The 11,418-nt window shown below is 71.1% G+C and carries 12 protein-coding genes; 6 read left to right on the top strand and 6 right to left on the bottom strand.

The features are described from left to right. Positions 1 to 895: aldehyde dehydrogenase family protein (locus ABZ281_RS18360; RefSeq protein ID WP_356656680.1), on the bottom strand; the 895-nt coding region annotated here is incomplete at its 3' end. A gap of 199 nt (positions 896 to 1,094) precedes the next feature. On the opposite strand from ABZ281_RS18360, the gene ABZ281_RS18355 reads away from it, so the two are divergent. After that, positions 1,095 to 1,670, top strand: coding sequence for an NADAR family protein (locus ABZ281_RS18355; protein WP_356656678.1), 576 nt, complete (start codon positions 1,095 to 1,097; stop codon positions 1,668 to 1,670). A 51-nt stretch (positions 1,671 to 1,721) separates the two neighbouring features. Here the strand turns inward: ABZ281_RS18355 and ABZ281_RS18350 are convergent, their stop codons facing one another. Both ABZ281_RS18350 and ABZ281_RS18345 read right to left on the bottom strand, forming a co-directional pair. Next, positions 1,722 to 2,186, bottom strand: coding sequence for a DUF4190 domain-containing protein (locus tag ABZ281_RS18350; RefSeq protein WP_356656676.1), 465 nt, complete (start codon positions 2,184 to 2,186; stop codon positions 1,722 to 1,724). A gap of 69 nt (positions 2,187 to 2,255) precedes the next feature. After that, on the bottom strand, positions 2,256 to 2,894 hold the full coding sequence (locus ABZ281_RS18345; protein ID WP_356656674.1) for a DUF4190 domain-containing protein: 639 nt from the start codon (positions 2,892 to 2,894) through the stop codon (positions 2,256 to 2,258). A 239-nt stretch (positions 2,895 to 3,133) separates the two neighbouring features. Here ABZ281_RS18345 and ABZ281_RS18340 point away from each other — a divergent pair, with 239 nt between their 5' ends. Together ABZ281_RS18340 and ABZ281_RS18335 are read left to right on the top strand one after the other, a co-directional pair. After that, positions 3,134 to 4,195 (top strand): adenosine deaminase, encoded by a 1,062-nt coding sequence (locus ABZ281_RS18340; protein WP_356656672.1) that lies wholly within the window; start codon positions 3,134 to 3,136, stop codon positions 4,193 to 4,195. Next, positions 4,192 to 4,917, top strand: a complete 726-nt coding sequence (locus ABZ281_RS18335) for a glycerophosphodiester phosphodiesterase (RefSeq protein ID WP_356656670.1) — start codon at positions 4,192 to 4,194, stop codon at positions 4,915 to 4,917. Before ABZ281_RS18340 ends, ABZ281_RS18335 begins: the two co-directional genes overlap by 4 nt. Here ABZ281_RS18335 and ABZ281_RS18330 read toward each other — a convergent pair. The 3 genes from ABZ281_RS18330 to ABZ281_RS18320 all read right to left on the bottom strand — a co-directional run bounded on the left by ABZ281_RS18330 (position 4,862) and on the right by ABZ281_RS18320 (position 8,735). Beyond that, positions 4,862 to 6,520, bottom strand: coding sequence for a sigma-70 family RNA polymerase sigma factor (locus tag ABZ281_RS18330; protein WP_356656668.1), 1,659 nt, complete (start codon positions 6,518 to 6,520; stop codon positions 4,862 to 4,864). The genes ABZ281_RS18335 and ABZ281_RS18330 overlap by 56 nt on opposite strands. A 129-nt stretch (positions 6,521 to 6,649) precedes the next feature. Further along, positions 6,650 to 7,174 carry a hypothetical protein gene (locus ABZ281_RS18325; RefSeq protein WP_356656666.1) on the bottom strand — a complete coding sequence of 175 codons (525 nt, stop codon included), beginning with the start codon at positions 7,172 to 7,174 and terminating at the stop codon, positions 6,650 to 6,652. Between the two features lie 121 nt (positions 7,175 to 7,295). Continuing rightward, positions 7,296 to 8,735, bottom strand: a complete 1,440-nt coding sequence (locus ABZ281_RS18320) for a gamma-aminobutyraldehyde dehydrogenase (RefSeq protein ID WP_356656664.1) — start codon at positions 8,733 to 8,735, stop codon at positions 7,296 to 7,298. Positions 8,736 to 8,899: 164 nt separating this feature from the next. On the opposite strand from ABZ281_RS18320, the gene ABZ281_RS18315 reads away from it, so the two are divergent. The 3 genes from ABZ281_RS18315 to ABZ281_RS18305 form a co-directional block, all read left to right on the top strand. Beyond that, on the top strand, positions 8,900 to 9,439 hold the full coding sequence (locus ABZ281_RS18315) for an Lrp/AsnC family transcriptional regulator (protein ID WP_356656662.1): 540 nt from the start codon (positions 8,900 to 8,902) through the stop codon (positions 9,437 to 9,439). Positions 9,440 to 9,500: 61 nt separating this feature from the next. Further along, a complete protein-coding gene (locus ABZ281_RS18310) occupies positions 9,501 to 10,820 on the top strand; it encodes an aspartate aminotransferase family protein (protein ID WP_356656682.1) in 1,320 nt (439 codons plus the stop codon). Between the two features lie 206 nt (positions 10,821 to 11,026). Next, positions 11,027 to 11,418: ATP-binding cassette domain-containing protein (locus ABZ281_RS18305; protein ID WP_356656660.1), on the top strand; the 392-nt coding region annotated here is incomplete at its 3' end.

Raw genomic sequence — 11,418 nt, 5'->3', positions numbered from 1 at the left:
CCGGCTCACGCGGGGGAACGATCCTGGACATGGGACAGACCGCCTGGGAACTCACTGATGTGATCGTCCCTCCCACGAAGGGCGCCTTGCCGCCGAGCTCCAGGTGGAGGCGCTTGACGGTGGCGGTGGCGACCTCGGCGACGCGCTTGCCGACCGCGGTGGAGCCGGTGAAGGAGGTCATGGCCACGTCGGGGTGGCCGACGAGGTGCTCTCCGGCCTCCCTGCCGGTGCCCGTGACGATGTTGACGACACCGTCCGGGATCCCGGCGTCCGTGGCCGCCCGAGCGAAGAGCAGCGAGGTCAGCGGGGTGATCTCGGCGGGCTTCAGGACGATGGTGTTGCCCGCGGCGATCGCCGGGAGGATCTTCCAGGCGGCCATCTGGAGGGGGTAGTTCCAGGGTGCGATCGACCCGACGACCCCGATGGGCTCGCGCCGGACGTACGAGGTGTGGTCGCCGGAGTACTCACCGGCGGACTGCCCCTGCAGATGCCGTGCGGCACCGGCGAAGAAGGCGGCGTTGTCGATGGTGCCCGGGACGTCGAACTCGCGGGTCAGCTTCAGCGGCTTGCCGCACTGGAGCGATTCGGCGCGGGCGAAGTCCTCGGCCCGGTCGGCCAGGACCGCGGCGAACCGGTGCAGGGCGTCGGACCGCTCGCCCGGGGTGGCTCCCGCCCAGCCGGGGAAGGCCGCGCGGGCGGCGGCGACGGCCCGGTCGACGTCGGCCGTGCCCGCCATTTCGTAGGTGAGGACCTCCTCGCCCGACGCCGGGTCGACGACCGCGTGCGTGCGGCCGGAGGTGCCTCTGGTCAGGCGCCCCGCGATGTACTGCGCGCCCTCCGCGAAGCGCTCCTCGGCCGGAAATCGGTCCGGGGTGGCAATGCCCGGGTTGTGCATGTCGCTCTCCTCCGTGTCCCCTGATGGGGCCGGCGTGGCTCAGGCTCGATTTGAGTGCCGATCCTGACAGAGGTATGCCACTCCAACAAGTGATTCCGTTGTTGATTTTTGGTTACGCGACGGAATCTGTCGACCAGGTGTCGAGTTCACCGCGATAAGGCAGGACGCTGTGTCAGTGGTGCGTGCCAAACTCGCGTGCATGGAGAAGATCACGGGGGCGATCGGCTCGCAGGAGACCCTGATCAGGGCGGTCCGCGCGGGGACCAGAATCAGGTACCTGCACTTCTGGGGACACCGGCCGCGGCCGGACGGCCGGATCGGCGCGAGCTGTCTGAGCCAGTGGTGGCCGGCGCCGTTCACGGTCGACGGCGTGGCCTACGCGACGGCCGAGCACTGGATGATGGCCGGCAAGGCGCGGCTCTTCGGGGACGCGGCGGCGGAGCGTGCCGTGCTGGCCGCGGAGCATCCCGCCGAGGCGAAGAAGGCCGGGCGGCTGGTGCGCGGGTTCGGCGAGGCGGTGTGGGCGCGGGAGCGGTTCCGGATCGTCGTGGAGGGCAGCGTCCACAAGTTCGGCGCGCACCCCGAGCTGCTGGGGTATCTGCTGGGCACCGGCGACCGGGTGCTGGTCGAGGCGAGCCCCGTGGACCGGGTGTGGGGCATCGGGCTGGCCGCGGACGACGAGGCGGCGGCCGATCCGCAGCGGTGGCGGGGGCCGAATCTGCTGGGCTTCGCGCTGATGGAGGCGCGGGAGCGGCTGCGGACGACAGGGGCATGAGCAAGGGGCCGGTCCTGGGGACCGGCCCCTGGTGAACTCCGGGAGTTCCGCTCAGGAAGCCGCGCCGAGTCCGCCCATGATGCTGGCGAACAGCAGGAAGCCCAGCAGCGGAAGGATCACGGTGGCGATGATGCCGCAGACCAGGCCCGCGGTCGCCGCGCCCTTGTTGGTGGCCTCACCGCGGGTGGCCCGGCCGCGGCCGATGGCGCCGAAGATGATCGCGAGAATGCCCAGGATCACGCCGAAGAACCACATGATGAACGTCACGCTGCACACCACGCCGATGATGCCCAGCACCAGTCCCGTGGTTCCCATGCCGTTGCTCGGCTGCGCGGGCATCCCGTAACCGGGCGCCTGCGGGTAGCCCACGGGCGGCGCTGCCGGGTAGCCGGAGCTGCCCTGGGGGTAGCCGTAGCCCGGGCCGGGCTGCTGCGGATAGCCGTATCCCGGGGCCGGCTGCTGCGGCGGCTGGGCCGGTGGGCCGAAACCACCCGGGGGCGGGTTGGTGTTGGACATGGACGAACTCCCCTCCGTTGTCAGACCAGGGCATCGTAGTGGCCAAGTCGGCCGCACAGAGCCCCTGTTTCAGCGGTGGGACGCGGCGGTGGCCACCGGGCCGAGGGTCCCGTAGTAGGGGTCGTCGTCGTAGTCGTCGCTGTTGATCGCGGCCGTGATGCCGACGGCGATCAGGACGATCACCGCGATGCCGAGGATGATCCCGATGATGCCCGTGATCAGACCGGCCTGGGCCTGCCCGTGGTTGGTGGCCACTCCGGCCTCGGCGCGCTTGCGGCCCTTGATGCCGAAGACGACGGCGAGGATGCCGGTGACCAGGGAGACCACGCCGTAGAGGCAGAAGAGGGTGCAGGAGACGATGCCGAGCACCATCGCGGCGATGCCCAGGCCGTTCTGGGGGGCCGGGGGCATGCCGGGCCAGCCGTAGCCGGACTGGGGATAGCCCGGGTAGCCGTAGCCGCCGGGCGTTCCCGGGCCGGTGGGAGCCACGGGCGGGGGCGGGACGGTGCCGGTGCCGGACGGGTCGAACTGCGGCGTGCCGGCGGGCGGGGTGAAGCCCGGCATCGACGTGACCGTGGCCTGGTCGTGCACGGACGGCGGCCCCGCGGTGGGGTGTTGGTGCTTGTCGAGTGAGGGCGTGTGCTCCGGGGGAGCCCACGGGTCGTGGCCGGCGCCTCCGCCTCCGTCGGGCTGCGTCGCGTCCGTCATCCTGTTCCCCCCTGGGTCGATCGTGTGGTCATGCTACGGGGCGGTCCGGTGCGTGCCACAGTGCGGGTCGGCGGGGGTGGCTCGCGCCAACGCGGCGGAGCCGCCCATCGACAGCGTCCCGCTCCCCCGGAAAGAAGGGCGCTGGACCGCGGCATACGATGAATTCCGAGTCATCGATCAGCCGATCACCCGCGCCCGCCGCCCCGTGCCGGCAGCGGCGCCGTTCCGGGGAGGAACCCTTGGCCGAGCATCTTGTCGACCCCCGCGCCCCACGCGACCTGAAGGCCTTCGTCGCCGCACTGCCCAAGGCCGAACTGCATGTGCACCACGTGGGATCCGCCTCCCCCCGGATCGTCTCGGAACTGGCCGCGCGGCACCCGGACTCGAAGGTGCCGACCGATCCCGAGGCGCTGGTCGACTACTTCACGTTCACCGACTTCGCGCACTTCATCGACGTGTACCTGTCGGTCGTCGACCTGATCCGCACCCCGGAGGACGTCCGGCTGCTGACCTACGAGGTGGCCCGGGACCTGGCCCGGCAGCAGGTGCGGTACGCCGAGCTGACCATCACGCCCTTCTCGTCCACCCGGCGCGGCATCGACGAGCGGGCCTTCATGGACGCGATCGAGGACGCCCGCAAGGCGGCCGAGGCCGAGTTCGGGACCGTGCTGCGCTGGTGCTTCGACATCCCCGGCGAGGCGGGTCTGGAGGCCGCCGAGGAGACGACCCGGCTCGCCACCGACGACCGGCTGCGCCCGGAGGGCCTGGTCTCCTTCGGTCTCGGCGGGCCCGAGGTCGGTGTGGAGCGGCCGCAGTTCAAGCCGTACTTCGACCGGGCGATCGCCGCCGGGCTGCACTCCGTACCGCACGCCGGGGAGACGACCGGCCCGCAGACGGTGTGGGACGCGCTGACCCATCTGCGGGCCGAGCGCATCGGGCACGGCACCAGCTCGGCGCAGGACCCGAAGCTGCTCGCGCACCTCGCCGAGCACCGGATCCCGCTGGAGGTGTGCCCCACCTCGAACATCGCCACCCGCGCGGTCCGCGCCCTCGACGAACACCCGATCAAGGAGTTCGTGCGGGCCGGGGTCCTGGTCACCGTCAACTCCGACGACCCGCCGATGTTCGGCACGACCCTCGAGAACGAGTACGCGGTCGCCGCCCGGCTGCTCGACCTCGACGAGCGGGGCGTGGCCGAGCTGGCGAAGAACGCCGTCGAGGCGTCCTTCCTGGACGCGGCGGGCAAGAGGCGGATCACCGGCGAGATCGACACGCACACCGCGCAGTGGCTCGCCCGGTGACGCCCTCCCCCGTCGCCGTGGCCCACCGGGGCGACCCCTACCGCGTCCGCGAGAACACCGTGGCCTCGCTGCGTTCTGCCCTGCGCCGGGGCGCGGACGCGGTGGAGATCGACGTACGGCTCACCCGGGACGGCGTGCCGGTACTGCTGCACGACGCGACGCTGAAGCGGCTGTGGGAGCACGAACGGCCGGTGAACGCGCTGTCCTTCGAGGAGGTGCGCGGGCTGACCGGCGGCCGGGTGCCGGCCCTGGCCGAGGCACTGGCCGCGACCGGCGGGCACCGGATGATGATCGACCTGCCCGGGTCGCCCGATGTGCGGGCGGTGCGGCGGATCATGGGCGTGGTGGAGGAGGCGGGGGCGGCGGAACGCGTCTACTACTGCGCGGGCGCCGACGCCATGCTCGCCGTGCGCGCGGTGGACGCCGGCGCCGAGATCGCCCTCACCTGGACGACGCTGGCCCCGCCGCGGCCCGTCCTGCTGGAGGCGATCCGCCCGCGCTGGCTCAACTACCGCTTCTCCCTGGTGGACCGCGCCCTCGCCGAGCGCGTGCACCGCGACGGCTTCCTGCTGTCCGTCTGGACCCCCGACACCCGCCGCTCGATGCGGCGGCTGCTGGAGGCGGGCGTGGACTCGATCACGACCAACCGCGTCGACGTGCTGTGCGCTACACGCGCGAGCGCTGCGGCACCGTCGCCGGATCGGCCGGAGCCGCGCGCGTGACGTACTGCGGCACCGGCGCGCTGTCCGTGCCGGTGTCGCGGACGAGCCCGTAGCGCAGGGCTCCCTGGGGCGGGCCCTGGTCGATGTCCTCGACCACGGCGTCCCGGTTCGTCGGGAAGACGATGAGGCCGTAGTCACAGCCCCGTTCGTTCTGGGTGAGGGTGACGGTGCCGTCGAGGTAGAAGTACTCGTTCTGCCACATCTGCTGGGTGCCGGGCGGGAGGACGGCGTAGCCGATGCTCGGGCCGCCCATGCCGGTGGCGTAGCCGTTCGGAGCGCCGGGCAGCGGGTCGTCCATCCGCCGCGAGCCGCCGGACGCCACGTGGAACAGCCTGCCCTTCAGGCCGGTCCAGGACGGCATGACCAACGCGCCGGGCCGGGACCCGGGCGAGATCTGCCAGCGGACCAGGACGTAGCCCTGCCCGGTGAGGGTCACGCTGTCCCCGCGGTGCTGCATGACGGCCTTCGGGCCGCCGGTGCTGGTGACGCCGGACTCGGAGCGGTGCGGCAGGGCGGCGGGCCGGGCGTTCGGGTCGGGGGCGCGGTCGACGGCATCGACGACCGTGCCGTACGCGTCGGCCTTCTTCGTCGCCGTCGGCGAGGACTTGGGGGTCGGCGCGGGTGGGGCGGAGGTGCGCGGCGGTGCGGAGGTGCGCGGCGGTGCGGAGCGGGCCGTGGCCGTGGGGGCGACCGCGGCCCGGGGCGGTGGGGCGTCCGGCGGCTGGGTGACGACGTAGGCGCCGCCCGCGACGATCGTCGCGCCCGCCGTCATCGCGACGGCCGGCTTGGTGAGCGCGCCGAGCAGCTTGGCGGACCAGCCGGCCGAGGTGGCGGCCGCCGCGGTCTTGCCGCCGAGGGCGAGGGACAGGGTGAAGCCGACGGGCAGCGGGACGAGGGCGATGCCGACCAGGAGGCGTTCGGCCGGGACGACGGCCTCGCGGGTGCCGCCGCAGTGGCCGCAGCCGCGCAGGTGCCGGGCCAGCCGCTTGCGCCACACCGAGTCGGGCCGGCCGTCCCAGCGGCCGGTCAGCTCGCGCAGATCGGGGCAGGGGCCGTCCAGGGCGCGGACGATGCCGCGCGCGGTCTCCAGGCGCTCCTTCATCCGCTGGACACGCACGGCGGCGTGCTGCCGGGTGATGCCCACGGCGGCGGCCAGCTCGCGCCGGGTCAGTTCGCCCGCGACCTCCAGCCACCACAGCGACAGCAGGTGCCGGTCCTCGTCGTCGAGCCACCGCACCGCCTCGGCGACCTCACGCCGCTGCCCCTCCAACTGGAGCCGCAGCACGGTCAGTTCGGCGAAGTCGGAGGCCGCTGCCTCCTCCAGCCGGTCCGGGGTCCTGCGCCGGGCCCGGTCGCGGATCTGCCGCATGGCGATCGCCACCAGCCAGGACCGGAAGCTGTCCGGGTCGCGCAGTGAGCCGAGGTTGCCGACCGCGCGCAGCATGGTCTCCTGCACGACGTCGTCGACGTCGGCGTGCCCGTTCAGGGCCCGGCCCACGATGTTGTAGACCAGCGGCAGCCAGCCCTCGACCAGCTCGTCAAGCGCCCGCCGGTCGCCGGCCTGTGCCGCCGTGATGACGGCGCGCCAGTGCTGACTGTCCACGGTGGCCTCTCGACGCCTGGGTTCACTGATGTACCGCACGCACCCTCTCAGCCGGTCCCGGGGTTCTCGCTATGTCGGGGATCACACGCGGGGAGACGACGTGAAGGTTCTCGGGATAACGGTTTTTCCTCAGACGCCCGGCACGGGCACGGTCACCGGCGCGGTCAGCGCTTCCAGCCGCTTGATCCGCTGCCGTACGACGTACAGCGGGATCACGCCGAACACGCCGAAGGCCATGTCGATCACCGACCACCAGAAGGGGATGCCGCGGATCGGCCCGCAGATCAGGGCGAGCGGGACGATACCCGCGCAGGCGATCATCCCGAACTCGACCACCCAGATGTTGCGGACCGGGTCGCGGTAGGGCCCGTAGAAGGCGACCGCGATCACCAGGTGCGCGAAGGCCAGCCAGTCCGTGCCGTAGAGGAGGAAGGGGTATTCGGCGTCGGCCTCGTCGAGACCGGCCCGCACCCGCCCGATCCAGTTCGTCAGCCCCGGCAGGTGGTCGCCGACGGACAGCGCCCGCAGCAGGTCCTCGGTCCACCGCAGTTCGTGGACCAGGGGGAAGGCGGTGGCGCCGCTGAGCACCAGACACACCACGAAGAAGACCAGCCACGCACGGATGCCCTTCAGCAGGGCGGCTCTGTCGCTCATGAGGCGCACTCTACGCCTGCAATTGAACACGTTCAAAAACGGGGTGGCGCTTCGTCGCCCGGCACGCCGACGGCCCCGGACGGAGAGGAACCGTCCGGGGCCGTTCAGCGGTGCGGGAGGGCTACGCGTCCAGCGACGTCATCACGTGCTTGATCCGCGTGTAGTCGTCGAAGCCGTAGCCCGAGAGGTCCTTGCCGTAGCCGGACTTCTTGAAGCCGCCGTGCGGCATCTCGGCCACCAGCGGGATGTGCGTGTTGATCCACACGCAGCCGAAGTCGAGCCTCTTGGACATCCGCATGGCGCGGCCGTGGTCCTTGGTCCACACGGAGGAGGCCAGCGCGTACTCGACGCCGTTGGCCCACTCCACCGCCTGCTCCTCGTCGGAGAAGGACTGCACGGTGATGACCGGGCCGAAGACCTCGTTCTGGATGATCTCGTCGGTCTGCTTCAGGCCCGAGACGACGGTCGGGGCGTAGAAGTAGCCCTTGTCGCCGACCCTCTTGCCGCCGGCCTCCACGCGGGCGTGCGCGGGCAGCCGGTCGATGAAGCCCTCGACCTGCTTGAGCTGGTTGGGGTTGTTGAGCGGGCCGAACAGCACGTCCTCGTCGTCCGGCTGACCGGTCTTCGTCTCGGAGGCGGCCTTGGCCAGCGCGGAGACGAACTCGTCGTGGATGGACTCGTGGACGAGCACGCGGGTGGCGGCGGTGCAGTCCTGGCCGGCGTTGAAGTAGCCGGCGACCGAGATGTCCTCGACGGCCTTGGCGATGTCGGTGTCCTCGAAGACCACGACCGGGGCCTTGCCGCCCAGCTCCAGGTGGACGCGCTTGACGTCCTTGGCGGCGGACTCGGCGACCTGGATGCCGGCGCGCACGGAACCGGTGATGGAGGCCATCGCCGGGGTGTCGTGCTCCACCATCAGACGGCCGGTGTCGCGGTCGCCGCAGATGACGTTGAAGACGCCCTTGGGGACGATCGAGCCGATGATCTCGGCCATGAGGACCGTCGAGGCCGGGGTGGTGTCGGACGGCTTGAGCACGACGGTGTTGCCCGCCGCGATCGCCGGGGCGAACTTCCACACGGCCATCATCATCGGGTAGTTCCACGGCGCGACCTGTGCGCAGACGCCGACCGGCTCCCGGCGCACGATGGAGGTCAGGCCCTCCATGTACTCACCGGCCGAGCGGCCCTCCAGCATCCGCGCCGCGCCCGCGAAGAAGCGGATCTGGTCGACCATCGGCGGGATCTCCTCGGAGCGGGTCAGCCCGGTGGGCTTGCCCGTGTTCTCCACCTCGGCCGCGATCAGCTCCTCGGCGCGCTCCTCGAAGGCGTCCGCGATCTTCAGCAGGGCCTTCTGGCGCTCGGCGGGCGTGGTGTCGCGCCAGCCGGGGAAGGCCTCGGCGGCCGCCGCCATCGCGGCGTCCACGTCCGCCTGCCCGGACAGCGGAGCGGTCGCGTACGCCTCACCCGTCGCGGGATTGACCACCTCGGTGGTCCGTCCGTCGGCGGCGTCCCGGAACTCACCGCCGATGTAGTTGCGCAGACGACGAAGCTCGGTGCTCACTGCCGGCCCTCCAGTTCGGATGTCCAGTACTTGAGACACCCACCCTAGTCGGCCGACCCACGTTTTCAACACCCCCGCTCCCTTCGATCGTGCGGAATTCGCAGGAGTATGGGACTCAAACAACGGATTTCATCGATCTAGGCTTGCGGAAGTGTCGAGACCTCGTGCACAGTGACCCCGTGGCCAGTCGAAGCGCAGAACAGAAGGGCTCGCGGGAGCACCGCGAGCCCTCCCGCGAGTCCAGGAACGGCAGCTCGCCCCAGCTGGACGCCGTCTCCCTCGCCATCATCGAGCAGCTCCAGGAGGACGGCCGCCGGCCGTACGCCGCCATCGGCAAGGCCGTGGGCCTGTCGGAGGCGGCCGTGCGCCAGCGCGTCCAGAAGCTGCTCGACCAGGGCGTGATGCAGATCGTCGCCGTCACGGACCCGCTCACCGTGGGCTTCCGCAGACAGGCGATGGTCGGCGTCAACGTCGAGGGCGACGTGGAGTCGGTCGCGGACGCGCTGTCGGCCATGTCCGAATGCGAGTACGTGGTGATGACCGCAGGCTCCTTCGACCTGATGGTGGAGATCGTCTGCGAGGACGACGACCACCTTCTGGAGGTCATCAACAAACGCATACGGGCGGTGCCCGGAGTGCGCTCCACCGAGAGCTTCGTCTACCTCAAGCTCAAGAAGCAGACCTACATGTGGGGAACCCGATAATCGTGAGGACCCGATAGCCGTGAGCAAGGACCTCTCCCAGTCCGCGTACGACCACCTGTGGATGCACTTCACGCGCATGTCGTCGTACGAGAAGGCCCCCGTCCCCACCATCGTCCGGGGCGAGGGCACGTACATCTACGACGACAAGGGCAAGCGCTACCTGGACGGCCTCGCCGGCCTCTTCGTGGTGCAGGCCGGGCACGGCCGGGTCGAGCTCGCCGAGACCGCGTTCAAGCAGGCGCAGGAGCTCGCCTTCTTCCCGGTGTGGTCCTACGCCCACCCCAAGGCCGTCGAGCTGGCCGAGCGCCTAGCGCACCATGCCCCGGGCGACCTGAACAAGGTCTTCTTCACCACCGGCGGCGGTGAGGCGGTGGAGACCGCCTGGAAGCTCGCCAAGCAGTACTTCAAGCTGGTCGGCAAGCCCACCAAGCACAAGGTCATATCCCGCGCGGTGGCCTACCACGGCACCCCGCAGGGCGCCCTGTCGATCACGGGCCTGCCGGCCCTGAAGGCCCCGTTCGAGCCGCTGGTCCCGGGCGCCCACAAGGTCCCGAACACCAACATCTACCGCGCCCCGATCCACGCCGACGACCCGGAGGCCTACGGACGCTGGGCCGCCGACCAGATCGAGCAGCAGATCCTCTTCGAGGGCCCGGACACCGTCGCCGCGGTCTTCCTGGAGCCGGTGCAGAACGCGGGCGGCTGCTTCCCGCCCCCGCCCGGCTACTTCCAGCGCGTGCGCGAGATCTGCGACCGGTACGACGTGCTGCTCGTCTCGGACGAGGTCATCTGCGCCTTCGGCCGCCTGGGCACCTACTTCGCCTGCGACAAGTTCGACTACGTGCCGGACATGATCACCTGCGCCAAGGGCATGACCTCGGGCTACTCCCCGATCGGCGCGTGCATCATCTCCGACCGCCTGGCCGAGCCGTTCTACAAGGGCGACAACACCTTCCTGCACGGCTACACCTTCGGCGGCCACCCGGTCTCCGCTGCCGTGGGCCTGGCCAACCTCGACCTGTTCGAGCGCGAGAACCTCAACCAGCACGTCCTGGACAACGAGGGCAACTTCCGCGCCACCCTGGAGAAGCTCCACGACCTGCCGATCGTCGGCGACGTCCGCGGCAACGGCTTCTTCTACGGCATCGAGCTCGTGAAGGACAAGAACACCAAGGAGTCCTTCAACGACGAGGAGACCGAGCGCGTCCTGTACGGCTTCCTCTCCAAGGCGCTGTACGACAACGGCCTGTACTGCCGCGCCGACGACCGCGGCGACCCGGTCGTCCAGCTCGCCCCGCCGCTGATCTCCGACCAGTCGACGTTCGACGAGATCGAGCAGATCCTGCGGGCCACCCTCTCGGAGGCGTGGACCAAGCTCTGACCCGCGTCGCTCCGATCGTCTGCCTCGATGATCAACACCGGCCCCGGTGCCGCCCGTTCGAGTGAGAAACGGCGGCCCGGGGCCGCGTGCTGTCCGGCGTCCCGCCGCCTTCTGCCTAGCGTGCCCAGTGACCGATCGGCCCTGCCTTCGTTCCCCCGCACGGGGGACGGCACGGGAACTACGGATCTGAACCGAGGTGTACGCGCATGGAGGCCCCGCCGGACAACGACGTGCTCTGGGCACGCGCCCTGCACTTCCAGCACGACGACGGCTCGCCCGCGCTCTGCGGCGTCTCGCTCGGCGTGCGCGAGGGCGAGATCCTCGCCATCGGCGGCCCGCGCGGCAGCGGCAAGACGACCCTGCTGCGGTGCCTGTCCGGCCTGGTGCCCGTGCGGCGCGGCGAGGTCTGGTTCAACAGCGTGCCCGTGCACACCATGGGCCCCCTCACCCGCGAGCGGCTGCGCCGCGACCGCTTCGGCTGGATCGACCCGGCCCCCTCCCTGGTCCCGGAGCTCAACGCCTGGGAGAACACCGCCCTGCCGCTGATGCTGCGCGGCACCGGCCGGCGCCGCGCCAAGACCGCGGCCCTGGAGTGGCT

Origin of the sequence: Streptomyces sp. NPDC006265, from assembly GCF_040613555.1 — a bacterium.
Taxonomy (GTDB): Bacteria; Actinomycetota; Actinomycetes; order Streptomycetales; family Streptomycetaceae; genus Streptomyces.
The sequence above is the reverse complement of the archived record's forward strand: the minus strand, read 5'-3'. Positions and strand labels throughout refer to the sequence as shown.

Coding starts and splice junctions, on each gene's coding strand:
- ABZ281_RS18345 (WP_356656674.1), bottom strand. CDS start 2,894: ATGACGGACGCGACGCAGCCCGACGGAGGCGGAGGCGCCGGCCACGAC.
- ABZ281_RS18355 (WP_356656678.1), top strand. CDS start 1,095: ATGGAGAAGATCACGGGGGCGATCGGCTCGCAGGAGACCCTGATCAGG.
- ABZ281_RS18310 (WP_356656682.1), top strand. CDS start 9,501: ATGCACTTCACGCGCATGTCGTCGTACGAGAAGGCCCCCGTCCCCACC.
- ABZ281_RS18325 (WP_356656666.1), bottom strand. CDS start 7,174: ATGAGCGACAGAGCCGCCCTGCTGAAGGGCATCCGTGCGTGGCTGGTC.
- ABZ281_RS18350 (WP_356656676.1), bottom strand. CDS start 2,186: ATGTCCAACACCAACCCGCCCCCGGGTGGTTTCGGCCCACCGGCCCAG.